This is a genomic window from Pseudomonas sp. W2Jun17, assembly GCF_023127795.1.
In the GTDB taxonomy this organism is placed as follows: domain Bacteria; phylum Pseudomonadota; class Gammaproteobacteria; order Pseudomonadales; family Pseudomonadaceae; genus Aquipseudomonas; species Aquipseudomonas synxantha_A.
In genome coordinates this window covers 177,262-201,011 of record NZ_SPKO01000011.1, presented here as the reverse complement: position 1 = coordinate 201,011, position 23,750 = coordinate 177,262, and the positions used below count along the sequence as shown (strand labels likewise).

The window sequence follows — 23,750 nt, the reverse complement described above, 5'->3', positions numbered from 1 at the left end:
ATTGGAGCCGCCATGACGTCGCCGTTGAAGATCACACTGCTGACCACGATGCTGTTGCTCGCGGCCTGTCGCAGTGACCCCATCGCCTTCCACACCCTGACCCCGGCACATGCGAGCAACAGCTCACGCGCAGATGCCGGTGGTGTACGGATTGAAAGCCTCAGCGTGCCGCCCCAGGTCGACCGCGCGCAGATAGTGGTGCGCCAGGGTGACAGTGGGTTGGCGATTCTTGAAACCCAGTGGTGGGCCGCCAGCCTCGCTGACGAACTCAGGAGCGCGTTGGTGGATCAATTGGCCAATAGCGATCCACGCCACGCTGTGGCCCTGCGCCTTGAAGTGCAACGCTTTGACTCGGTCCCCGGGCAGTACGCGCTGCTCGACGTGCGCTGGCGCCTGCGCCAGATCAATGGCGACCGCCCAGCCCTGACTTGTCGCAGCACCTTGCAGTCACCCGCGGGGCCAGGCATCGACGATCTGGTGGTGGCGCATCAGAACAACCTCAAGCGGTTCGCGGCACTGATCAATCAAACCATCGGCACGTCACTCAAAGGCTGCCCTGCCGCGCCATAAACTGCGCTGGGCTCAGACCAGCAAGCCCATGGCCTTGGCTCGCGCCACTGCCTGGGTTCGGCGCTCCACGCCGAGCTTGCTGTTGATATGGCTGGCGTGGGTCTTGACGGTGTGCAAGGAAATAAACAGCTGGTTGCTGATTTCCTGGTTTGAACAGCCTTGGGCAATCAGTCGCAGCACCGCCAGCTCTCGCGTACTCAGGGTTTCTTGATGAGCTGGGGCCTGGACCACGCTGACTTGGGGCAGCAGCGCCAGCAAGCTCTGGTTCAGCAGACCATGGGGATCTTTGCCCAACTGCTCACGCATCCAGTCCGGGTAGCCCTCCAGCAACCGCTGGAACGGCTGCAACGCGCCGCCCGAGCCGGCTTCAAGTGCACGGGCCAATACCTGTCCGGCCTTGGCCTCCTGGCCGCCCGCCAACAGAAGCTGCACCTGCTGGGTCAGCGCCATCAAGGCAATCATCTGTCGCCCACTGTTCTGGGACTGTTGCGCCAATGCTTCCAGACATTGCAACGCGGTGTCGGGCTGATGGCGTATGGCATCGAGCGCGGCTTGTTGCAGTTCGATATGTTGTGGCAGGTGTGGGTGGAACTCCGGCGCGGCAGCGGCGTGCTCGCCGTTGTAGGTCTGCCCCAGCCTGGTCAGCCAGGCGTCCGCCAGCTCGGTACGACCCTGGGCCAGCCATAGCTCGCATTTGATCAACGTAATCATCGCCAGGTAATAGATCGGCGGTACGTCCCAGATGTGCATCAAGCGCTCGGCCTCGGCCAGCTCGGCAAAGGCATTGGAAAACTGGCCGCGCCGCCCTTCAAAGTTGGCGATCACGCAATGCCCGATCAGCACGCTGATATCCCGGCAGGCACGGGCTTCGGCCAGGCCGGCGCGCAAACGCACAAGGCCGGCTTCGGGCTGGTAACGCGCCAGCAGCAGGTAACCTTCGTAGAGCGACAACCGCGCACGCACCGCATACAGGCGCTGGGGCGCCAGGCCGTGCAAGCGTTCCAGGCCCTGGCGCACTTCGTCCAGGGAGCGCAGGATTTCGCCGCGTGACTGCAACACCCGCGCCCGGTCGTAATGGGCCAAGGCTTCAAACAACGGATTACCGACGCGCTGCGCCAGCTCCAGGGATTCGCGGTTCAAACCGCGGGCGCGCCACAGGTCGGCATCGACAATTGCCAGGTTGGACAGGGTCGACAGGCACATCAGGCGCTGGCCGTAGCGCTTTTGCGGCAGGCTCTCCAGTGCCTCGTTGCAATAGCGCAGGGTCAATTCGCGATCCCCGCGCCCACGGGCGATGATCCCGCTCAACGCCAGCCATTGGGCCAACATGGACCTTTGCGCGGTCGCCGAGGGTGCCGGCAGGAAGCGACTGAGGTAGCTGGAAAGCTCCTGGGCCGCGTCCAATTGGCACGCCAGCCCCAATGCCCAGCTGTAGAGCACGATCAAGCGCGGCGTGCTGATCAGCAGGCTGTCGGGCAAGTCCATCTTCCAGCGCAGCAACATGCCAACATTCTGCTCTGCCAACAGTTGCTCTTCGGACAGGTTCTGGACCAGGTTCGCCGCCACGTCCAGATGGCCGGCCCGCAGCGCCTGCTCTACTGCCTCGTCGATCAAACCCTGGGCGTTGAACCAGCGGCAGGCGCGCAAGTGCAAGCTGGCAGGCGGCAATGTGGTGCTCTTCTCGCGGCGGGTACGCAGCAGGTCGGAAAACAAATGGTGATAGCGGTACCAGTGGCCCTGTTCATCCAGCGGCACCAGGAAAACCTGATGGGCCTGCAAATAATTCAGGATTTCGGCGCTGTCATGGGCTTCGCGGACCGCGTCGCACAACTCGCTGCAAAAACGCTCCTGGGGAGCAGTGTCGTACAGGAACGCTTGCACGTCGGCAGGCAGGCAGTCGATGACTTCTTCAAGCAGGTAATCACGAATCAGCCCTTCGCCACCGTGAAGGCTTTGGGGTAAGGCCCCCTCATTGCCACCGGCTTCGGACGCCGCCAACAGCCAGAAGCGCAGGCCGGCGACCCATCCCTCGCTGCGGCGGATCAGGTTTTCCAACGCTTCGCCGCCTAACGCGCCGCTGTGCCCATCCAGCACGGCCAGGGATTCGTCGTGAGTCAGGCGCAGGTCTTGTTCATGCAGCTCCAGCAGATGCCGCGACAAACGCAGGCGCGCCAGGTGCCAGTCCGGACGCTGCCGGCTGGTGACCAGTACCAACAGACCGTCGGGCAAATGATTGAGGAAAAATTGCAGGCAACGATCCAGCACCGGGCCCTGGGCCAGGTGGTAGTCATCCAGCACCAGCAATAGCGGCGAGCGCGTGGACAGATGCTCCGCCAGCTCATCGAGCAGGCCGTCCAGCCATTCTTCAAAGGCAAAGGGTTGATGACGCTGACGCATTTTCAGCAAACCCAGGGATTGGGCGCCCAACTGCGGAAAATAGTGCTGCAAGCCGTCGAGCAATCGCTCCAGGAAGCGGCCGGGGTCATTGTCCCGTGGGCTCAGGCCCAGCCACAGACTTTGCCAGTGGGCCGGCAGGCCCTGGCAGAACTCCACCGCCAACGAACTCTTGCCGAACCCCGCCGGTGCGCAGACCAGCAACAATCGCCCGTCCAGGCCCGCGTTCAACCGTTGGCACAGGCGCGGGCGCAGCACGTAGCCGTCAGGCAATGGGGGCCTGTAGAAGCGGCCTTCCAGGGTTGGCATCACCACACTGGCAGGCCCTTGGATTCGGGACAGATCAGTCATCGCCGGGCTCTTGTAGAAGGCTGTTGTCGGCATTGCAGATGTCCGCAGACTAGCGGTAAAAGCGTCGGGATTGTAGATCTTTGCAACAATTGGCTGAAAAAGAACTGCGACAAGAAATATCCCTACAAACAGCACACACAAAAAGTGGGAGGGGGCTTGCTCCCGATGGCAGTGGATCAGTCAGAATTTTAATCGACTGTCAGACCGCCATCGGGGCAAGCCCCCTCCCACAGGGGTGCATTAGTGTGGGTTAGCGAACACCGTCCTGGCGCAGGGCCGCTGGGGTGAAGTCGCTGGTGGTGGCGGTGAAGCCGAAGTCATAAGCCTGTTTCTCTTCGTTCTTCATGCCCAGGGCGAGGTAGCGGCCGGACTGCAGGTCGTACAGGGTTTCCAGGGCGTACCACGGCACTTGCTTGTCGTAGTAGTTCTCGGCATGGGCTTCGGCAACGCGCCACAGTTGGCCACGGCCGTCGTAGTGGTCGATCACCGCCGCTTGCCAGGTGTCTTCGTCGATGAAGAAGTCACGCTTGGCGTAGATGTGGCGCTGGCCTTCCTTCAAGGTGGCGACCACGTGCCAGACGCGGCGCAGCTCGTAGCGCGCCAGGTCCTGGTTGATGTGGCCGGCCTTGATGATGTCGGCGTACTTGAGCTTCGGATCGTCGATCTTGTAGCTGTTGGAGGCGATGTAGATTTCTTTCTTGCCTTCCAGCTTCCAGTCGTAGCGATCCGGCGCACCGTTGTACATGTCGAGGTTGTCGGAGGTGCGCAGGCCATCGGCAGCAGTACCCGGCCCGTCATAGGACACTTGCGGGGCCCGGCGCACACGGCGCTGGCCGGCGTTGTAGACCCACGCCGAACGCGGTTCCTTGACCTGGTCCAGGGTTTCGTGCACCAGCAGTACACCACCGGCCAGACGCGCTGGCGCGGTGACTTGCTGCTTGAAGTAGAACAGGATGTTGCCCGGGTTTTTCGGATCGAAGTCCTTCATCTTGTCGCGGAACACAAACTGATCGCGGAAGTACACCAGGCTGTAGGAACCGTTGGTTTGCGGCGTGGCCTGGGTGACCAGACGGGTTACGCTGCCGCCGCGATAACGGGTGATGTGGTTCCAGATGACTTCAACGCCGGTTTTGGGAATCGGGAACGGCACGGCGGTCTCGAAGTTTTCCAGACCGTTGCCGCCGGACACCAGGTTGGTAGTGGTGGCGTTTTTCTTGATGGCAGCGAACACGTCAGCCGGCACCGTGGCACCGCGATGAGTCGGGTAGACCGGCATCTTGAAGCTGTCCGGGTAACGCTTGAACATCGCGTACTGCCCTGGAGCCAGTTTGTCTTTGTACTGCTCGACGTTCTGCGCGGTGATGGTGAATTGCGGTTGTTCGCTGGCATATGGGTTGGCCAGGAAGCCACGGGAATCCACGGCGCCGGCGTTGGTTGGCAAGGGTGACCATTTGGGGATGGTGCCGGCCGCGTTGCCCGCCATCTCGGCGCCCATCGGGGTCAGGGTAGTACCGAGCTTGGCAGCTTCATCCGCCGAGACTGCCGCCATGACGTTGCTCGCCAGGATCGACAGCCCAAGCACACCGACGTGCAACAGACTTTTAGTTATTTTCATACTCTGGTCTTCCTGAATACATGCCACTTGAAAAGAGTGTGCTTAGAAGTTGGCGCCGAAGCTCAAGGCGACAAAGTCGCGATCATCCACGGTGCTGAACTTGCCACCAAAGAAGTTGGTGTACGCCAGGCTCGCGGTGTAGGTGTTCTGGTATTCGGCATCCAGGCCAAGGCTGACCGCCTTGCGACCCTCTTCAAAGTTGCCGCCGGGACCTGGCGAGTAACCTTTGACGTCATGGGACCAGGCCACGTTGGGCTTGAGGTTCACGCCAGCGAACACGTCCGGGTATTCCCAGATGGCACGGGCACGGTAGCCCCAGGACGTTGCAGTGGTGTAGCCGTCGTTGTTGCAGTTGGTGTTCAGGCCGGCAGCGTTGGGCAGCCCGGCGCCGTTGGCGGTGGAGTTGTTCAGCGCGTTGCAGAACCCACCCGGCAGCGTGCCTGGGCCGAACACCGGATCGCGACCATAGCGAGCCTGGGACTTGCTTTCCAGGCCACCCACATGGGTCACACCGATTTCACCGACCGTGGTCAGGCGACTGGCGCCCATCACCTGGTCGAAGAAGTGTGTAAAGGTGGTCTGGAACTGGGTGACTTCCTTGCGGTTGTAGCCATGCAGGTCTTGGCCCGGCGAGCCCTTGAGCACCGAAGCATTGCCAAAGCCAGGGATCGGCGTGACACCGGCAAACAGAATGTCGGTGGTACTCAACTGCACCGGCGCATTCGGCCGATAGCTCAATTCACCACTCCAGGCGGTGCCGGTAGGCAGCGTGGTGGAGAAGCTCAAGCCGTAGAGACGAATATCCTCCGGGTACTCGACGAAGTAGTTCGAACTGCCCGCCACGATCAGTGGACGCAGTGCCCCCAGCGGGCCCAATGGACGGGTGTAGGCCGCGGACGGCGCACCCTGCGCACTAAAGATCGGCGCACGGCTGTGGTAGTTCATGAAGTAGGCGCCGAACTCGGTGTCCAGCGGTTCGAAGTTGTAATGCATGGCCACACCGAACTGGCCGCTGTCACGCGCATCACGGTCCGGCCCACGGCGCACCAGCACGCCTTCGCTGTTCACGTCCACGCCCAGGGCACCCAGGGTCGGCAGTGCCGCAGCGGGAATGGTCGAGCGCTTGTTCAACACCCGCAGGTTATTGCTGCAACCATCGGAGATCACGTCTGGCTGGGAGAAGAAAGTGCCGCAGTTATCAGTGACAGTCTGGTCCCATTCCAGTTGATAGAACGCTTCGGCCGACAGGTTGTCGGTGAGCGTCTGGGACACGTAGAACATGTTGACCGGAATCAGGCCTTCCTTGATCTCGGCCCCCGGGCGACGAAACGCCGACACGTCGATCGGGTTGATGGAGTTGATGCCGCCGCCGATGAAGGTACTTTCGCCCCAGCTCACGACCTGCTTACCAAAACGCACGGAACCCGGCGCATCGGCAATCGAGTAGTTGTGGTAGACGAACGCATCGAGAATCTGACCTCCAGAAGACTTGGCGCCTTCCTTGCGGTTGTTGTCGCTGATGTCCTTGAACTGACGGCTCTCGTCCTTGAGTTCAAAGTCGTACCAGTACTTGCCGCGCACAAACACGCCGGTGTCGCCGTACTTCAGTTCCAGGTCATGAATACCCTTGAAGATCTTCGAGAACGTCTCGCCGCGCTTGAAGTTCAGGTGACCGTCATCGGAAGTCTGGGACAGGCCCTTGCCGCCATTGTTGGCGCCGATCAGATCACGATTGGGCTTGGCCGTAGACCAGCTCGCACCCACCGAAAGCGAGGAGTCAAAGCTCCCTTCGATTTCACCGATGTTGAAACTGACGCCGAATGCAGGCCCGGCGAGCGTAGAAGCGAGACTGACGGCCAGGGGCAGTCTTGCCCGGCGCCAGAACTGGTTTACTTGGGTCATCGACGCTACTCCATGTGCATATTTTATTGTTATGGCAGTGAGCCCTTTCTTCAGATGTAACGGCCGGGATACAACGATTCCAATGCCGAACCGCAACCGAGCCTCCCTGGCTCGACGCGCAACATCCGCGAAAAACTCTGAAAGGGACTATAGCCAGAGGGGGGTAGTGCTTGATCCCTCTAAAGTGTGATTTGCATCACCAACCTGTCTGCCACAACCCTTTCGCCACGCCGACGAAGGTCGACGCGGGAAGGATGGCTGAAATTTGGCAAATCACAAGTAGAGGCTTGAGATAGAGCAGCGCCGCGCCCGAAAGGGCGCGGCGAGGGGCGTCAAAGCGTAGACAGGAAGGTGCTGTTGTTGGCCTGCCATTCGATGATGTCGATACGGATACGTTTTTTGTCGAGCTTACCTACGCTGGTCTTGGGAATTTCAGTAACAACGGCGATCTGGCTCGGAATCGCCCACTTACTCAAATGCCCCAGTTCAACGTAAGGCTTGAGGTGCTCCTTGAGCTCCCGCGCCCCAATCACTTGGCCCTCATGCACCACCAGCAAGGCAAAGGGGCGCTCGCCCCATTGCGGATCGGCGATGCCCACCACCGCTACCTCGCGTACCGCCGGGTGGCGGCTGACCAGGTCTTCGAGGGCCAGGGACGAGATCCATTCCCCACCGGTCTTGATCACATCCTTGATACGATCACGGATATCGATCACACCAAACGCGTCCAGTGTGGCAACGTCGCCGGTGTGCATCCAGCCGCCGGCCCACAGCTCGGCGCCCTTTTGCGGTTCGTTGTAATAACCCTCGGTCAGCCAGGGCGCGCGCAACACCAGTTCGCCCTGGGTTTCGCCGTCGGCGGGAAGAAAGTTGCCGTCGGTGTCCATGATTGCAGCCTCCACCAACGGCCCAGGCACACCGGCCTTGATGCGATAGGTGGTGCGTTCGTCTTCGCTGCCGGCCATCAGCTCTTCATTGAGGTGTGCGCACGACACCAGCGGCCCGGTCTCGGACATGCCATACGCGGCGGTCAATTGAATGCCGCGGGCCTTGGCGGCTTCGTACAGCGAGCGGTTGAGCGCGCTGCCACCAATGACGATTTTCCACCCACCAAAATCCACGCCCTGGGCAGCCTTGGCGTTGAGCACCATTTGCAGGATGGTCGGCACGCAATGGGAGAACGTGACCTTCTCCTTGCGCCACAGCTGCACCAGGTATTCGGGGTCGTAGCGCCCGGGGTAGACCTGCTTCAAGCCGAGCATGGTCGCCACATAGGGCAGGCCCCAGGCGTGTACGTGGAACATCGGTGTAATCGGCATGTACACATCGTTGGTGCCCAACAGACGCACGCTGTCGACGCTGCCCATGATGGTCGCCACGCCAATGGTGTGCAGCACCAATTGGCGATGGGTGAAATACACCCCTTTGGGGTTACCGGTGGTGCCGGTGGTGTAGAAGGTGGTGGCGACGGAGTTTTCGTCGAAGTCCTGGAAGTCGTACTGGGGGCTGGCGGCGGCCAGCAGGGTTTCGTACTCACCGACCAGGTTGGGTAGTTCGGCGGTGTGGGTGTCACCATCGGTAATCAACAGGGTCTTGTCGACGGTGGTGAGCTGCCCGGCAATCGCCTGATAGAGCCCCACGAACTCACTGTTGACCAGCACGAAGCGGTCTTCGGCGTGGTTCATGGTGTAGAGAATCTGTTCCGGTGACAGGCGCACATTGATGGTGTGGATCACCGCGCCGATCATAGGGATAGCAAACATGCACTCCAGGTAACGGTGGCTGTCCCAGTCCATTACGGCCACGGTGTCACCGGCCTTGACCCCGGCCTCGGTCAGCACATTGGCCAGGCGCGCAACGCGCTCGATCAGCGTCGGGTAGGTGTAGCGCAGCTTGTCGCGGTAGATGATTTCCCGGGTCTTCTCGTAGCGAGTCCCGGACATCAACAGGCGCTTGATCAGCAGCGGGTATTGGTACGCACCTTCGGCGGGCGGGATAACACGGGTCTGCAACATACGAATCCCTTTAATGACTGCACGGTCTTGACTTGAAGACCTGCACTGTAGAGGGCTTATGTTTCAACCAAATCAGCCAAAGGAATGATTTGCGGAACTCAGTAAATGCTAGCTTTGCGCCAGTATCTGCAGCTTATGGAAGACCAATGTGGGAGGGGGCTTGCTCCCGATAGCGGGGTGTCAGTCAGCTTATGTAGGGCTGACACACCGCTATCGGGAGCAAGCCCCCTCCCACATTTGAGCTGTGTACCCTTGAGAAAATTGATTACTTCATGCTGGTAAACGCCAACTTCACCCCAATGGCGATCAACACCGCGCCCATGGTCCGATCAAACCAATGCCCCATGCGCGCAAAGCCGGCGCGTACACGCTGCTGGCTGAACAACATGGCCACCAGGCAGAACCACACCGCCGTCGCCACCGCCAGGTACACGCCATAACCCGCTTGTACCGCAAGTGGCGTATGCGGGTTGATCACCACGGTGAACAGCGAGAGGAAGAACAGCGTCGCCTTGGGGTTCAGGCCGTTGGTCACAAAGCCTGCGGTAAATGCACCGCGTGGGGTGCGCTCGCCCGCTTCGAGGTGCAACTCGCCTTCGGCAGCAGGCTTGGCCGGCTGGGCGCGCAGGGCCTTGAAGCCGATATACAGCAGGTACGCCGCTGCGGCCCATTTGAGCGCATTGAACAACACGATGGACTGGGACACGATCAAACCGATCCCCAGCAACGAGTAACCCACATGCACAAAAATCGCCGTGCCAACGCCCAGGGCCGTCCAGGTGCCGGCGCGGCGACCGTGGGTCACGCTCTCACGGACCACCACGGCGAAATCCGGGCCGGGGCTGGCCACCGCCAACAAGTGAATCAAGGCTACGGTCAAAAACTCGGCGACGTACATGCTCACTCCATTAAGTAACTGATTATTTCATCTGATAGGCTCGGAAGATTACGCCTTCGAACCTCGTCGCAAAAGGTACAGTTGATCATGAACAATCGCCGCGCCGTCTTCCTCGACCACCCTTCGCTGGACTTGGGCGACCTCGACCTCAGCGGTTTGCGCGACTGCTTCAGCCAGTTGCAGCTGTTTGAGCAGACTACGCCACAGAATGTGCTGGAACGCTTGCAGGGCGCTCAAGTCGCGATCAGCAACAAAATACCGCTCACCGCGCAAACCCTGGCGGCGTGCCCCGAGCTCAAGCTGATCCTGGTTTCAGCCACCGGCACCAACAATATCGACCTTGAAGCCGCCCGCGCCCACGGCATCACCGTGAGCAACTGCCAGGGTTACGGCACGCCGTCGGTGGCCCAGCACACGATCATGCTGCTGCTCAACCTCGCCACGCGCTTGAAGGACTACCAACAGGATGTGGCCGCCGGCAAATGGCAGCAGGCCAGGCAGTTCTGTCTGCTGGACCATCCAATTGTCGAACTGGAAGGCAAAACCCTCGGCCTGCTTGGCCATGGCGAACTGGGCAGCGCGGTGGCGCGCCTGGCCGAAGCCTTCGGCATGCGCGTGGTACTCGGCGCGATTCCCGGGCGCCCTGCCCGCTCCGACCGCGTGCCACTGGATCAACTGCTGGCCCAGGTCGATGCGCTGACCTTGCATTGTCCGCTCAATGAACACACCCGCGACTTTATCGGCGCCCGTGAACTGGCGCTGCTCAAGCCCGGCGCGTTTATCGTCAACACCGCCCGTGGTGGCTTGATCAACGAACAGGCCTTGGCGGACGCGTTGCGCAGTGGTCATCTGGGCGGCGCGGCGACCGACGTGTTGAGTGTGGAGCCGCCGATCAATGGCAACCCGCTGCTGGCCGGCGATATTCCTCGGTTGATTGTCACGCCCCACAATGCCTGGGGCAGTCGCGAAGCGCGGCAACGCATCGTCGGCCAATTGACGGAAAACGCCCGAGGCTTTTTCAGCGGTGCCCCGCTGCGCGTCGTCAGTTGATAAACTGCGCCCCTTTTCAAGGAGCAGACCATGGATCCGCGCAGTGAAGTACTGCTTCGTCAGGCCGAACTTTTTCAAGGCAACCTGCTGCTGGTAGGTTTGCCTGCCGACGATTTGCTTGGGCGCTTGCCCAACGCCCATGGCTGGTGCTGGCACGCCGGCGACCAGGCCGCGCTTGATGCACGGTTTCCCGAGCACAGCCAGTTCGGGGTGAATGTGCCCGAGCGTGCCTTCGATGCCGCGGTGATCTTCCTGCCCAAGTCCAAGGACCTCACCGACTACCTGCTCAACGCCGTGGCCGCTCGCCTGCCTGGCGCCGAGCTGTTTCTGGTGGGTGAGAAAAAAGGCGGTATCGAAAGCGCTGCCAAGCAGATGACCCCCTTCGGCAAGCCGCGCAAGCTGGATAACGCGCGGCATTGCCAGCTATGGCAAGTCACCGTCGCCAACGCCCCGAAAGCGGTCGAACTGGAGAGCCTGGCACAAGTCTTCGATGTACCACTGGCCGAAGGCCCGCTGAAGGTGGTGAGCTTGCCGGGAGTGTTCAGCCATGGCCGCCTGGACCGCGGCACCGAGTTGCTGCTGGAGCACCTGGACAAGCTGCCCAGCGGGCATCTGCTCGATTTCGGTTGCGGCGCCGGGGTACTGGGGGCTGCGGTCAAGCGTCGCTACCCGCATAACACCGTGACAATGCTGGATGTGGATGCCTTCGCAGCTGCCAGCAGTCGGCTGACGTTGGCGGCGAACGGCCTGGAAGCCGAGGTACTGACCGGGGATGGAATCGATGCCGCGCCAATGGGGCTAAACGCGATTTTGAGCAACCCGCCGTTCCATGTCGGGGTGCATACCGATTACTTCGCCACTGAAAACCTGCTGCGAAAAGCAGCCAAACATCTGGCAAAAGGTGGCGAACTGCGTTTGGTTGCCAACAGCTTCCTGAAGTATCAGCCGCTGATCGAAGAGCATCTGGGTATCTGCGCAATCAAGGCTGAAGGCAATGGTTTTCGCATCTACCGCGCCAAGCGCCCCTGACGGCCGTTTGAAAAAGAAGGCTTGCCGAATGGGTTTTGCCTAGGCAGAATCCGCAGCGTCCTAGGGGAGTAGTCTCCCACGAGCCACACGCTCGTCCGGCATACGTCAACATACTTGGTCAGCAGATCATGGCGTATGCGACCCAGGAGTCCGCACAGACGGACCGGGGTTTGACAAGACCTATGACACGCACACCTTACCCGGGGCGGGAAGGCTGTACGTGTCATAGCCGTGTCGACCCGCCCCTGGAAACTACCTGATGCTGGATTCACTACTCGTTCCTACCGCAGTCGTTGCCTTGGCCGAAATCGGCGACAAGACTCAGTTACTCGCGCTCATTCTTGCTGCCCGCTTTCGCAAACCCTGGCCGATCATTGCCGGCATTGTCGCCGCAACCCTGGCCAACCATGCGGCCGCCGGTGCCGTGGGCGCCTGGTTCGGGAGTTTCTTCTCGGATGCGGTGCTGCACTGGATCCTCGCGGCGAGCTTCTGTGCCACGGCACTCTGGACCCTGGTGCCAGACAAACTCGATGATGACGAAGCCAGTACCACCCGCAAGTTCGGGCCATTTCTGACCACGCTGATTGCGTTCTTCCTTGCGGAAATCGGTGACAAGACCCAGATCGCCACGGTGATGCTGGCAGCGCAGTATCCGGAGTTGTGGCTGGTGATTATCGGCACCACGCTGGGCATGTTGATTGCCAACGTACCGGTGGTTCTGGCGGGGAATTTCGCGGCGGAGAAACTGCCGCTGACCTTGATTCGTCGATTGGCGGCCACAGCGTTCTTTGTACTGGCGATTGTGGCGGTCTACAAAGCCATGCAAAGCAGCGGCTGGATCTAAGACTGCAACCCGATCTATTGTGGGAGGGGCGGTGCGCCCCTCCCACATTTGGATCGTCATCAAGCCTCAGGATTTCTTGGCCTGCTGGTACAGCGGCATTACCTTCGGAATCGCTGCCTGCAACGAAGCAATCCGGCTGTCGGAAGCCGGGTGAGTACTCATGAATTCCGGCGGCGCGCCTTCGGAAGCCTTGGCCATTTTGTTCCACAAGGTGATCGCGGCGTTCGGGTTGTAGCCGGCACGCGCCGAAAGCTCCAGGCCGATCAGGTCGGCTTCGTTTTCGTTGCTGCGGCTGTTGGGCAAGGTCATGCCATAGTTGGCCACGGTATCGGCCAGTGCCAGGCTGTCCTGGCCGAGACCGAATATTGCACCAGCGCCCTGCTTGGCCATTTCAATACCGTACGCCTTGGACATCGCTTCACGACCGTGCTCACGCAGGGCGTGGGCGATTTCATGGCCCATCACCGCAGCCAACTCGTCATCGGTGAGCTTGAGGTTGTCGATCAGCGCGCTGTACACCAGGATCTTGCCGCCAGGCCCGCAGTTGGCGTTCATCTCGTCGCTTTTGATCAGGTTCACTTCCCAGTTCCACTGGGCGGCATCTGCGCGAAAGGTCGGCGCCTGGGCGATCAGGCGCTTGGCGATGGCCTGCACACGCTTGGCGTTGGCGCTGGTTTTGTCCAGAAAGCCTTTGCCACTGGCTTCACCCAGGGTCTGCTGGTAAGACTGGGCGTACATCTGGTCGACTTCCTGGCTCGACAACATGCTGAACATGTATTGCTTGCGCTCAACCCCAACAGCACCGCCGCTGGTCGTATTGACCGACTGGCAACCCGCCAGCAACATCGCTGCAACCAAACCACTTACCGCCAATGACTTCTTCATGAACACGCTCCCTGAAAACATGGCGCGTATCGTAGGCGGTCGTTTGTATTGGCGCCAGATACATCAGACATTTAACCGCTGAATTTCGGACACATCCCACAGTGCAGGCTCAAGCCGGGGTCAGGCACTCCGGCCCATTGAGCTTGGGATCATTGACCATATTGGCCAGCACGCGCTCACGTAAAGCGCTGGGCTCACCGGCCAGCAACCCTTGCAACACGTGCAGCGGCGTCTCGGGGTCGAGCCAGGCGGCTTGCCCCGCCGCATCAAGAATCAACGGCCGACGTTGGCTTTGCGCTGCCTGGGTGACCACGGCGGTGCTCAGCCACACCTGCTCCTGCACGGGATACGCTTCCCAGATCGCAGCAAAAAACAGGGTGGAGCCCTCCCCCGGCGTCAACCAATACGGGCGCTTGCGCTGGGTACCGCGCCATTCGTAGAAACCGTTGGCTGGCAACAGGCAGCGGCGCTGGCGGAATGCCTCGCGGAACATCGGTTGCTCGGCGAGCGTTTCGGCGCGGGCATGGGCCGGAGTACGGGAAAGATCCGTCAACCAAGGCGGCGTCAGCCCCCAACGGGCACGCGCCAGGGTGAGCTGGCCTTCGCTCAGGCGCTGGATCAGCACCGAATCATTGGGGGAAATGTTCCACTGGGCCTGCTGGTCGGCGGGGAAGCCGGGCAAGGCAGCAAAGGCAGGGTTCCAGCGAAACAGGGCATAACGTCCACACATGGGGCAACACGACTCTTGGGGTAAACCGACCGACAGCCTAACAGACCAATACGTCGGGGAAGCTGTCGGGTTCGTCGCCGGGCAAGGGTTGCGCGCCGATATAGGCCGTGATCAGCTCGCGGGCGTACGCCGCCTGATCATTATCGACCTCCAGCCCCAGCAAACCGAAGATCGGCAACTCGCCGGTACCACCGAGCAAGTGGCGGCCCATCAAGTGCGCTTCGATGCCCTCACTGGCCAGCATCTGTTGCAACAGCTCGCCTTCCATCAGGTTTTCCGGCTCGTAGATTCGCTGCATGGGCGTACCTGTTATTCGTTTTCGCTACGCATCATTCATTTTCGCTGCGGGTTTCGAGCATCCACTCGTCACCATGCACTTGCAGGTTGAACGTGATCGGCCGGCAACACACCTGGCAGTCTTCTATATAGGTCTGGTCCCCGCCAGACAAATCCACTGTTGTCTCGACCACTTCGCCACAATAAGGACAATCGTACATCGCAGTTTCCAGCATCGCAGTCTCCAAGGTGACTTGTGCGTATAATCGCCGGTCTATTTACAGGGCTATTTCCGGCAGAGCCAGTTTACTCACGCCGCCCCTGCTATTTCCTTTACTTACCCTAGCCGTTTCTAACAAGAGAGCATGATGGGCGAATTCGATACCATCCGACCTTACAACGACAGCGAAGTCCCGGCAGTGCTGGCGCGTCTGTTCAGTGACAAGGCCTTTCTGGACATCCTGACCCACTTTCGCTTCCCGCGCTTTGCCGGCGCCCTGGGCTGGTTGCTCAAGCCGATGATCGCGCGCAAATTGCGCCGTGAGTTTGCCGGCGTCACCACCGTGGCGACGCTGCAAGACAAAGTCGAATACTACGTTGACCACACGATTGACCGGGCGACCGACGGCGTAACCTACACCGGCGTCGAGCAGCTCAAATCCGGCACCGCCTACCTGTTTCTGGCCAACCACCGCGACATCGTGATGGACCCGGCCTTCGTCAACTATGCCGTGTATCACGCCGGCCTGCCGACGCCACGCATCGCCATTGGTGACAACCTGCTGCAAAAGCCGTTTGTCAGCGACCTGATGCGCCTGAACAAGAGCTTCATCGTGCACCGTTCGATCACCGGGCGAAAGGAGAAGATGGCGGCCTACAACCTGCTGTCGGCCTATATCAACCATTCGATCCGCAACGACTGCCAGTCGATCTGGATCGCCCAGGCTGAAGGCCGGGCCAAGGATGGCGATGACCGTACCGAATCGGCGATTCTCAAGATGTTCCACGTCAGCCGCAAGGACGAGCCGTTTGCCGAGGTCATCCAGTCGTTGAACCTGACGCCGGTATCCATCAGCTACGAGTACGACCCTTGCGATGCCGCCAAGGCCCGCGAGTTGTATATCCGCGCCACCACCGGCACCTACACCAAGGCACCGGGCGAGGACGACGTGAGCATCGCCCTGGGTATCACCGGCTACAAGGGCCGCGTACATGTGAACTTTGCGCCGCCGATTACCGAGCGTTTCGAAGATACCAAGCTGCTGGCAGTGGAAATGGACCGGCAGATCCTCGGTGGCTACCGCTTGTTTCCGGTGCATTACCTGGCGTACGCACAGTGGGATGATGCCGATCCGCAGTTGCAAGTGCCTAAAGCGGCGGATGTATTCCCCGCCGATGAGCTGGCCAAGGCCAAGGCAGAATGGGAGCGACGCTTGAACGAATGCCCGGCCGAACACCGGCCTTATCTGGTGGTGCAGTATGCGACGCCGGTACGCAATCAATACCGAGTCAAGGCCGGGATCCCCCTGTAATATGTGACCCTACAGGGGATATGTGGCAGGCGCTGATTCTACGGGCAGTACATGGCCAGTGTGGGAGCTGGCTCGCCTGCGATAGCGGTGGTTCAGTTAAAGATTCAGTGGCTGATACACCGCCTTCGCGGGCAAGCCCGCTCCCACATTTGGTTTTGCAGTGGAATTAGAAATGGGTGCTGAGCCAGGAGGCGGCCAGGGCCAAGCCAAGGCAGCCGAACCCCACACGGTAAGCCTGACGATGCGCCCGTTCGGTGTGCGTATCCAGAAAAAGCATCGGCTGGTCGATAGCACGCTCTTCACTACGCATAGCGAGTTCAGCCATCGCACGTTGCGCATGCAGGCGGGTGATAAACAGCACCAAGGCGCCCGAGCAGGCAACCAACAGGGCAACAGCATTGATGAGCAGCGCCATCGCAAACCTCGGCGAATCAGTATTCGGATATCAGCCCAGATACCAACCTGAACGATAGTCGCCTCCTGCGCCTTTAATGCTCCTTCTCCGTTGACGGCTAATGTATCCAGTAATTTACAGCGTCACCTGAACGTCACCTTAACAAGCCACTCTGTTGCCCTTCGACGCTTGAGGAGCTAGTCATGTTGCACGCGCAAAACCAGGATCGGCTGTATCTGATCGCCCCAAACGATGAGCAAGAGGCGCTGGTCGGCAGCCTTGCGTTCAACGTCCAGGATCGCCACTGGCTGGTGTATTGCGCCCTCGGCGGCCACCAACATGCGGACTTGCCGGAACTGGATTTGCTCACCGGCGTGAGCGTGCTGGACTTCTATGTCGATACGGCGGCATGACCAAACCACGGGCGTAAAAAAACCGGGCTCATCACTGAGCCCGGTTTTTTGTGCACGGTTTATTGCGAACTGAGCAACTGGCTGATGCTTGGGTCCTTGAACAGGCGGGTCAGGGCATCGCTGAGCACATCGCTGACCAGCTTGGTGTTGGTTTCCTGGTTGGGCGACATGCCGAAGCGCTGATTCAGCGATGCGGCGTAGCGGCCACTGTAGCGACGGGTACCGGCGCTGACGTCAGACTTGAAGGTCGCACCGATGGAGGCTTCGGTCACATACAGCCCCTCTTTGGGCGACTGGTACTTCAGCTCGGCCAGGGTCACGGTCAGTTGCGGCACACCTGGCGAGTTGGTCGGTGTAAAGCCCAGCAAGCGCACAGCGGCTTCAGCCTGGGCCTGCAGCTTGGGCAGCACATCCTGGCCGGTCACCGAAATCAGCGCAGTCTCCGGATACAGGCCGCCACGCGAGCCCAGGGTTGGCGACGGACGACCGTCGACCACACGTACCGACACCGGCTGGCCATGACCTACCGCAGCCAACGGCGCGGTGACTTTAGGTTGCGGGCTGAGTTGTTGCGGGCTGTTGGCGCAGCCAACCAGGGTCAAACTGGTCACAGTGATCAAACCGAACAACAGGCGTTGCAACATACTCATTTCTCCAGGACTAGGTGCAGACAGGTCGCCAGTATAACGGTGCACGCACGCCACTCACCAGCAATCCTGAACAGTGGCTGAAGCCACGGGCAAATTACAAATTCGCATAAATTGGTCACCGCAGTGTCATGCCACACTGGCAATCTTCAAGCATGTAACACACCAGGTACACAGCCATGCGCCTTCTCAAGACACTGTTCATGTCACACGCCCGTCACCGCCACTTCGCCCTGCTCGACGCCCAGGGCCATTGCCAGGCATTCAAGCAATGCAGCCTGCCGCCCGTCGGTGAAGGTTGGGTAGAAGTGACCGAGACTCATCTGGGCTGGATGCACCGCCCTCTGCCGGCCAGCGCCAGGGTCAAGCCGCAGGTTTTTCGCGCACAACACCGGCAAGCGTTGGCCTCCTGACCGGGACCCGAATAAAAGTCATAAAACACGCCCATTTCCCTGGCGTTCTTCGCTACAATCTCCCCCCGATTATAAGGACGTCTCCTGATCGGGCCCCGCAGCATCGTTAATGCCCAGGCATTAGCCCCAAAATCGCCCACAGAGAGCCGCCCACACAGATCAAGTGAAGCTGGCGTGCTTGCTGTTTCCTTTGCAAACCACCCCGCCTTTATCGGATCTGCCAGAGCTGCCATTGCGCTCGGCCACTTGTGTTGTTTGCCCGTTTTGCCGCATGTCGGCAGAGGTTTACGGGCCAGGTGCCAGGCTGGGGCAGCCCTTTTTTGAGGTTCACGTCTTCAAAAGAGCGTGAAAAAACGGGTTTTCACAACTTCACAAGAGTGTGGCGAGCAAATGAATAGTTTGGCGTTTGTACAAACACCACCAGCGTCTGGGGCAGCCCAATTACACAGGATCGAGCCTTTCTCAAAAACCGGAGCTTGAGCCTGTCCGCTACGGATTGGTTGCACGAATCGCACGCTTTGACCATAAGTCGAATTGCCACAGGCGCCCATGAATGCGTTCATAGGCAGATTAGCCCGGCAGGAAGCGTGTGCTGAAGTTGCAAAGAATTGCGAAACGGACATGGCGATCCTGGCCATGGGTAACCTGGGGCAACACGTGAACCGCCCCGTCACTCCTGGCAGCCATGCCGTCAATTTGGTGCTGCAGATTTTGGAGACGCGTTAAATGGCGCATAACGAAGCAGTCGACGTAGTTCTGGTAGGGGCCGGCATCATGAGTGCCACCCTGGCCGTACTGCTCAAAGAGCTCGACCCCGGCCTCAAGCTGGAAGTCGTTGAGCTGATGGATTCGGGTGCCGCGGAGAGTTCCAACCCGTGGAACAACGCCGGTACCGGCCACGCCGGGCTGTGTGAGCTGAACTACACGCCACAGGCCGCCGATGGCTCCATCGACATCAAGAAAGCCGTGCACATCAACACCCAGTTCGAGGTGTCGAAACAGTTCTGGGCGTACCTGACCAAGAAGGGCACCTTCGGCTCGTCCAAGTCGTTCATCAGCCCGGTCCCGCACCTGAGCTTCGTGCAGGGCGACAAAGGCGTGTCCTTCCTCAAGAAGCGTTTTGAGACCCTCAGCCAGCATCACGCGTTTTCGGACATGCACTACACCGAAGACCGCAGCGAAATGGCCGAGTGGATGCCGCTGATGATGCCGGGCCGCCCGCTTGACGAAAAAATCGCCGCGACCCGCGTGATGAACGGCACCGACGTCAACTTCGGCGCCCTGACCAATCAGTTGCTCAGCCACCTGACCAGTTCGCCGGATGCCCAGGTCAAATACTGCAAGCGCGTCACCGGCCTCAAGCGTAACGGCGCCGGCTGGACCGTGAGCATCAAGGACGTCAACAGCGGCAACAGCCGCGAAGTGGACGCCAAGTTCGTGTTCCTCGGCGCCGGTGGTGCGGCCCTGCCGCTGCTGCAAGCCTCGGGCATCGAAGAAAGCAAAGGCTTCGGCGGTTTCCCGGTCAGTGGCCAGTGGCTGCGTTGCGACAACCCGGAAGTGGTCAAACAGCACCAGGCCAAGGTCTACAGCCAGGCTGCCGTGGGTTCACCGCCCATGTCCGTGCCGCACTTGGACACCCGCGTGGTGGATGGCAAGAAGTCCCTGTTGTTCGGGCCATACGCAGGCTTTACCACCAAGTTCCTCAAGCACGGCTCGTTCCTTGACCTGCCGATGTCGATTCGCGCTGGCAATATTGGCCCGATGCTGGCCGTGGCCCGCGACAACATGGACCTGACCAAGTACCTGGTCAGCGAAGTGCGCCAATCCATGGAGCAGCGCCTGGAATCCCTGCGTCGCTTCTACCCCGAGGCAAAAGCCGAAGACTGGCGCCTGGAAGTGGCCGGCCAGCGGGTGCAGATCATCAAGAAAGACCCGAAGAAAGGCGGCGTGCTGCAATTCGGCACCGAGCTGGTGGCGGCCAAGGACGGTTCGCTCGCGGCGCTGCTGGGCGCATCTCCGGGTGCCTCGGTGACCGTATCGATCATGCTGGAGCTGATTGAACGCTGCTTCCCGCAGAAGGCTGCCGGTGAATGGGCGAGCAAGCTGCACGAGATCTTCCCGGCGCGGGAAAAGGTCCTGGAGACGGATGCCGAGCTGTATCGCAAGATCAACACCCAGAACAACATCAGCCTTGAGCTGGTGGAGCAAAGCAACGAAGCCCAAAGCTACGCTTAAGGTTTGAATGCAAAAAAAACGCCCCTCGGGGCGTTTTTTTGTGGCTCGGATAATCAGCCGCGGGCTTTTTCGATCAGCTCGATGTACTCGGCGGCGTTGCGCTGGTCCTTGATCAGATCAACGAAGGTCTGGCCATGCTCGTCCTTGCCATCCAGGTCCAGGCCTGCTTCTTGGAAAAAGCCCAGGAAACGCTCGAAGTCGTCGATACGCAGGCCGCGATAGGCCTTGATCAGTTTGTGCAGGGACGGCGAAGTCGCATCAACCGGCTCGAAGTCCAGGAACAACTTGATTTGGTCGTCACCGATCTCGTCGCCAATCACCTGTTTCTTATCTTTACGCATTACCGACTCCAGCCTGCAGACATTTACACGGGGTTTGAAGTCTACCTGCGCGACGCAGGATGTGGGAGGGGCTCAATCGAACTGGGCAAGCATCCAGCGTTGGTAGTCAGCCACACCGGCATCACCTTCTCGCGGCGCCCAATCAGCCAGCTCCCCCTCACCCACCGGTCGATAAGGCCCGGCCTTGCATTCGAACATCACAGTGTCAGGCTCCAGCACCACCAGGCCATGGAATACGCCCGGCGGCAAGTCGACACCGGCGCACTTACCACCCGCCTGCATCACGCGCTTGGCAATCACTTCACCCGTTTCGGTGAATATCAGTAGACCCAGGGCCCCCTGAAGCACCAGCAAGGTCTCCGCCTTGTCGGCACTCAGGTGACGATGGGGCGGTACATATGTGCTCGGTTGCAGGGCCACAGCCAAGCGATGGCAAGGTTCTTCCATCTGATGGAAATTATGGTGATACCGGCCACGAGGGCTGGCGGCCGCTTTCTCGGCCAATTCGGCAAACAGGGTCTGATCAAGAAAGCGGGCCATCGATTACATTCCTTTAACGGCAAAGATGCCATTGGCGTTACGCCAGTAGCCTTTGTAATCCATGCCATACCCGAAGATATAGCGGTCGACGCACGGCAGCCCAACAAAATCGGCCTTCAATTCAGGGCGGGCCTTGCGGTCGTGGTCTTTATCGATCAACACAGCGGTATGCACTTTGCGCGCGCCGGCATGTTTGCAGAAATCGATGATCGCGCCCAGGGTATGACCTTCATCGAGGATGTCATCAATGATCAGCACATCGCGGTCAATGAACGAAACTTCCGGCTTGGCCTTCCAGAACAGATCGCCGCCGCTGGTTTCGTTGCGATAACGGGTGGCGTGCAGGTAAGAGGCTTCCAGTGGGAATTGCAGGTGGGTGAGCAATTTACCGGCGAAGATCAGGCCACCGTTCATCACACAAAAGACCACCGGGTTGGTGTCGGCCATTTCGCGGGTGATGTGCTCGCCGACCTTGGCGATTGCTGCTTCGACCTGCGCTTCGGTGTACAGGCAGTCAGCCTCGTGCATGATTTGACGGATATGCTCGAGATCAGCAGACATGGCGCTCTCCAAGGGGGTGCTGTGGCAAGAAAAGCGGGCGAAGGTACGCTTCTCGTGCGCTCCAATCAAGCCTTTATGGACTAACGTACTTGATGTCTATAGGACAACACTCTCGGATAGATTAATCTAGGCCGGTTTTTTTGCCCGCCGCCGGAGCCTTTCCCATGCCCACTCGCGAGATCCGCCACCCGCTGATCCGACACAAACTCGGCCTTATGCGCCGTGCCGACATTAGCACGAAGAATTTCCGTGAGCTTGCTCAGGAAGTCGGAGCGCTGCTGACTTACGAAGCCACCAAGGATTTACCCCTGGAAACCTACGAGATCCCCGGTTGGGCCGGTCCCGTACAAGTGGAAAAAATCGCCGGTAAGAAAATTACCGTCGTCCCTATCCTGCGCGCCGGTATCGGCATGCTCGAAGGTGTACTCAGCCTGATCCCGGGCGCCAAGGTCAGCGCCGTGGGCGTTGCCCGCAATGAAGAAACACTGCAGGCCCACACCTACCTGGAGAAGCTCGTTCCGGAAATCAACGAGCGCCTGGCCATGATCATCGACCCGATGCTCGCCACCGGTAGCTCCATGGTCGCGACCATCGACCTGCTGAAAAAAGCCGGCTGCCGGGACATCCGTGCCATGGTGCTGGTGGCCGCGCCCGAAGGCATCGCCGCCGTCGAGAAAGCCCATCCGGATGTGCAGATCTACACCGCATCCATTGATGAGCGCTTGAATGAACACGGCTACATCATCCCAGGCCTTGGCGATGCCGGTGACAAGATCTTCGGCACCAAGCAGAAGGACGCGTGAACATGCAGGATGAATTCAACGACCCGCTTTGGCGCCAGATCCTGTCTGGCGCACAGATGCTCTTCGTAGCATTTGGCGCGCTGGTGTTGATGCCGCTGATCACAGGTCTTGATCCAAACGTCGCACTGTTCACCGCCGGCCTGGGCACATTGCTGTTCCAGGTGGTGACAGGGCGGCAGGTGCCGGTATTTTTGGCATCGAGCTTCGCGTTTATCACCCCGATCATCCTCGCCAAAGGCCAATTCGGCCTGGCGGCGACCATGGGCGGGGTGATGGCGGCCGGTTTCGTCTATACGTTCCTGGGCCTGGCCGTGAAGGTCAAGGGCACCGGCTTTATCGATCGGCTGCTGCCACCGGTGGTCATCGGCCCGGTGATCATCTCGATCGGCCTGGCCATGGCGCCGATTGCCGCCAATATGGCCATGGGCAAGTCCGGCGACGGAGCCGAGTTGATCCATTACCAGACGGCGATGCTGATCTCGATGCCCGCACTGCTGACCACCTTGATCGTGGCCGTGTTCGGCAAAGGTATTTTCCGCCTGGTGCCGATCATCTCCGGCGTGCTGGTGGGTTTTGCCATGTCGTTCTACTTTGGCGTGGTCGACACGGCAAAGATCGCGGCTGCGCCGTGGTTCGCCCTGCCCCACTTTACCGCGCCGGAGTTCAACTGGCAGGCGATCCTGTTTATCGTCCCGGTTGCCCTGGCCCCGGCGATCGAACATATCGGCGGTGTGATTGCGGTGGGCAGCGTGACCGGTCGCGACTACCTGAAAAAGCCCGGCCTGCACCGCACCTTGCTGGGTGACGGTATCGCCACTACGGCTGCCGGCATGTTTGGCGGCCCGCCGAACACCACCTACGCCGAGGTGACCGGCGCAGTGATGCTGACCAAGAACTACAACCCGAAAATCATGACCTGGGCGGCAGTGTTTGCCATCAGCCTGGCGTTTATCGGAAAGTTCGGCGCACTGCTGCAGAGCATCCCCGTGCCAGTGATGGGCGGGATTCTGTGCCTGCTGTTCGGCTCGATTGCCGCGGTGGGGATGAACACGCTGATTCGCCACAGGATCGACCTGGGTGAAGCACGCAACCTGGTGATCGTGTCGGTAACCCTGGTATTCGGGATTGGCGGTGTGCTGGTCGGCACCGGCACCGGCCCGGACGATTTCGGCCTCAAGGGCATTGCCCTGTGTGCGGTGGTGGCGATTGGCTTGAACCTGCTGCTGCCGGGCAATGATGGCTGGAAGAACAAGAAGCCGGATGAGCCGCTTCTTTAACTAACGCCGCAAAATAGAATGTGGGAGGGGGCTTG

24 protein-coding genes and 1 riboswitch are annotated in these 23,750 nt (G+C 60.1%); of the genes, 10 read left to right on the top strand and 14 right to left on the bottom strand.

All coding sequences use genetic code 11. From position 1 onward, the window contains the following. Positions 1 to 12 precede the first annotated feature (12 nt). Positions 13 to 570: a PqiC family protein gene (locus E4O98_RS09900; protein WP_032877738.1), complete on the top strand. Its 558-nt coding sequence runs from the start codon at positions 13 to 15 to the stop codon at positions 568 to 570. 12 nt (positions 571 to 582) lie between these two features. Here E4O98_RS09900 and E4O98_RS09895 read toward each other — a convergent pair whose 3' ends face one another. The 5 genes from E4O98_RS09895 to E4O98_RS09875 form a co-directional block, all read right to left on the bottom strand. Then, complete coding sequence (locus E4O98_RS09895) at positions 583 to 3,315, bottom strand: LuxR C-terminal-related transcriptional regulator (RefSeq protein ID WP_032877740.1); 2,733 nt, start codon at positions 3,313 to 3,315, stop codon at positions 583 to 585. A 250-nt stretch (positions 3,316 to 3,565) separates the two neighbouring features. Continuing rightward, positions 3,566 to 4,930: a DUF1329 domain-containing protein gene (locus tag E4O98_RS09890; RefSeq protein WP_032877742.1), complete on the bottom strand. Its 1,365-nt coding sequence runs from the start codon at positions 4,928 to 4,930 to the stop codon at positions 3,566 to 3,568. Between the two features lie 42 nt (positions 4,931 to 4,972). Beyond that, positions 4,973 to 6,832 carry a DUF1302 domain-containing protein gene (locus tag E4O98_RS09885; RefSeq protein ID WP_032877744.1) on the bottom strand — a complete coding sequence of 620 codons (1,860 nt, stop codon included), beginning with the start codon at positions 6,830 to 6,832 and terminating at the stop codon, positions 4,973 to 4,975. A 332-nt stretch (positions 6,833 to 7,164) separates the two neighbouring features. Beyond that, positions 7,165 to 8,847 (bottom strand): fatty acid--CoA ligase, encoded by a 1,683-nt coding sequence (locus tag E4O98_RS09880; RefSeq protein WP_005784903.1) that lies wholly within the window; start codon positions 8,845 to 8,847, stop codon positions 7,165 to 7,167. A 265-nt stretch (positions 8,848 to 9,112) separates the two neighbouring features. Continuing rightward, positions 9,113 to 9,745 carry a LysE family transporter gene (locus E4O98_RS09875; protein ID WP_032877746.1) on the bottom strand — a complete coding sequence of 211 codons (633 nt, stop codon included), beginning with the start codon at positions 9,743 to 9,745 and terminating at the stop codon, positions 9,113 to 9,115. Positions 9,746 to 9,829: 84 nt separating this feature from the next. Here E4O98_RS09875 and E4O98_RS09870 point away from each other — a divergent pair, with 84 nt between their 5' ends. The 3 genes from E4O98_RS09870 (at position 9,830) to E4O98_RS09860 (ending at position 12,668) form a co-directional block, all read left to right on the top strand. Beyond that, complete coding sequence (locus E4O98_RS09870) at positions 9,830 to 10,795, top strand: 2-hydroxyacid dehydrogenase (protein WP_248134882.1); 966 nt, start codon at positions 9,830 to 9,832, stop codon at positions 10,793 to 10,795. Between the two features lie 30 nt (positions 10,796 to 10,825). Then, the gene (locus tag E4O98_RS09865; protein WP_248134860.1) at positions 10,826 to 11,824 is read left to right on the top strand and encodes a class I SAM-dependent methyltransferase; all 999 of its coding nucleotides are present in this window, start codon (positions 10,826 to 10,828) and stop codon (positions 11,822 to 11,824) included. Positions 11,825 to 11,875: 51 nt separating this feature from the next. Next, positions 11,876 to 11,995: riboswitch (yybP-ykoY riboswitch) on the top strand. 88 nt (positions 11,996 to 12,083) lie between these two features. Further along, entirely contained in the window at positions 12,084 to 12,668 is a 585-nt protein-coding gene (locus E4O98_RS09860; protein WP_248134858.1) for a TMEM165/GDT1 family protein, read from the top strand. 66 nt (positions 12,669 to 12,734) lie between these two features. On the opposite strand, the gene E4O98_RS09855 is transcribed toward E4O98_RS09860, so the two are convergent. The 4 genes from E4O98_RS09855 to E4O98_RS09840 all read right to left on the bottom strand — a co-directional run bounded on the left by E4O98_RS09855 (position 12,735) and on the right by E4O98_RS09840 (position 14,795). Further along, entirely contained in the window at positions 12,735 to 13,553 is an 819-nt protein-coding gene (locus E4O98_RS09855) for a M48 family metallopeptidase (RefSeq protein WP_248134856.1), read from the bottom strand. Positions 13,554 to 13,662: 109 nt separating this feature from the next. Next, the gene (locus E4O98_RS09850; protein ID WP_005784892.1) at positions 13,663 to 14,283 is read right to left on the bottom strand and encodes an SOS response-associated peptidase; all 621 of its coding nucleotides are present in this window, start codon (positions 14,281 to 14,283) and stop codon (positions 13,663 to 13,665) included. A gap of 37 nt (positions 14,284 to 14,320) precedes the next feature. Continuing rightward, entirely contained in the window at positions 14,321 to 14,581 is a 261-nt protein-coding gene (locus E4O98_RS09845; RefSeq protein ID WP_032877751.1) for a DUF2007 domain-containing protein, read from the bottom strand. 31 nt (positions 14,582 to 14,612) lie between these two features. After that, complete coding sequence (locus E4O98_RS09840; RefSeq protein ID WP_032877753.1) at positions 14,613 to 14,795, bottom strand: CPXCG motif-containing cysteine-rich protein; 183 nt, start codon at positions 14,793 to 14,795, stop codon at positions 14,613 to 14,615. 132 nt (positions 14,796 to 14,927) lie between these two features. Here E4O98_RS09840 and E4O98_RS09835 point away from each other — a divergent pair, with 132 nt between their 5' ends. Beyond that, positions 14,928 to 16,091: a 1-acyl-sn-glycerol-3-phosphate acyltransferase gene (locus E4O98_RS09835; protein ID WP_177464492.1), complete on the top strand. Its 1,164-nt coding sequence runs from the start codon at positions 14,928 to 14,930 to the stop codon at positions 16,089 to 16,091. A 166-nt stretch (positions 16,092 to 16,257) separates the two neighbouring features. On the opposite strand, the gene E4O98_RS09830 is transcribed toward E4O98_RS09835, so the two are convergent. After that, positions 16,258 to 16,506: a hypothetical protein gene (locus E4O98_RS09830; protein ID WP_032877757.1), complete on the bottom strand. Its 249-nt coding sequence runs from the start codon at positions 16,504 to 16,506 to the stop codon at positions 16,258 to 16,260. Between the two features lie 182 nt (positions 16,507 to 16,688). On the opposite strand from E4O98_RS09830, the gene E4O98_RS09825 reads away from it, so the two are divergent. Then, positions 16,689 to 16,898 carry a hypothetical protein gene (locus E4O98_RS09825; RefSeq protein WP_005784881.1) on the top strand — a complete coding sequence of 70 codons (210 nt, stop codon included), beginning with the start codon at positions 16,689 to 16,691 and terminating at the stop codon, positions 16,896 to 16,898. Between the two features lie 59 nt (positions 16,899 to 16,957). On the opposite strand, the gene E4O98_RS09820 is transcribed toward E4O98_RS09825, so the two are convergent. After that, on the bottom strand, positions 16,958 to 17,542 hold the full coding sequence (locus tag E4O98_RS09820) for a YajG family lipoprotein (RefSeq protein ID WP_032877759.1): 585 nt from the start codon (positions 17,540 to 17,542) through the stop codon (positions 16,958 to 16,960). Positions 17,543 to 17,724: 182 nt separating this feature from the next. Between E4O98_RS09820 and E4O98_RS09815 the strand changes: the two genes are divergently transcribed. Next, positions 17,725 to 17,958: a hypothetical protein gene (locus E4O98_RS09815; protein ID WP_032877761.1), complete on the top strand. Its 234-nt coding sequence runs from the start codon at positions 17,725 to 17,727 to the stop codon at positions 17,956 to 17,958. Between the two features lie 726 nt (positions 17,959 to 18,684). Then, positions 18,685 to 20,193, top strand: coding sequence for a malate dehydrogenase (quinone) (gene mqo, locus E4O98_RS09810; RefSeq protein ID WP_005784875.1), 1,509 nt, complete (start codon positions 18,685 to 18,687; stop codon positions 20,191 to 20,193). 53 nt (positions 20,194 to 20,246) lie between these two features. On the opposite strand, the gene E4O98_RS09805 is transcribed toward mqo, so the two are convergent. The 3 genes from E4O98_RS09805 to E4O98_RS09795 all read right to left on the bottom strand — a co-directional run bounded on the left by E4O98_RS09805 (position 20,247) and on the right by E4O98_RS09795 (position 21,635). Continuing rightward, positions 20,247 to 20,534 carry a PA4642 family protein gene (locus E4O98_RS09805; RefSeq protein ID WP_248134854.1) on the bottom strand — a complete coding sequence of 96 codons (288 nt, stop codon included), beginning with the start codon at positions 20,532 to 20,534 and terminating at the stop codon, positions 20,247 to 20,249. 72 nt (positions 20,535 to 20,606) lie between these two features. Beyond that, positions 20,607 to 21,074 (bottom strand): WbuC family cupin fold metalloprotein, encoded by a 468-nt coding sequence (locus E4O98_RS09800; RefSeq protein WP_032877765.1) that lies wholly within the window; start codon positions 21,072 to 21,074, stop codon positions 20,607 to 20,609. Between the two features lie 3 nt (positions 21,075 to 21,077). Next, positions 21,078 to 21,635, bottom strand: a complete 558-nt coding sequence (locus tag E4O98_RS09795; RefSeq protein WP_005784869.1) for a hypoxanthine-guanine phosphoribosyltransferase — start codon at positions 21,633 to 21,635, stop codon at positions 21,078 to 21,080. Between the two features lie 164 nt (positions 21,636 to 21,799). On the opposite strand from E4O98_RS09795, the gene upp reads away from it, so the two are divergent. Continuing rightward, positions 21,800 to 22,438 carry a uracil phosphoribosyltransferase gene (gene upp / locus E4O98_RS09790; RefSeq protein ID WP_003188608.1) on the top strand — a complete coding sequence of 213 codons (639 nt, stop codon included), beginning with the start codon at positions 21,800 to 21,802 and terminating at the stop codon, positions 22,436 to 22,438. A 2-nt stretch (positions 22,439 to 22,440) separates the two neighbouring features. Continuing rightward, entirely contained in the window at positions 22,441 to 23,715 is a 1,275-nt protein-coding gene (locus tag E4O98_RS09785; protein WP_032877767.1) for a uracil-xanthine permease family protein, read from the top strand. Positions 23,716 to 23,750: the final 35 nt, after the last annotated feature.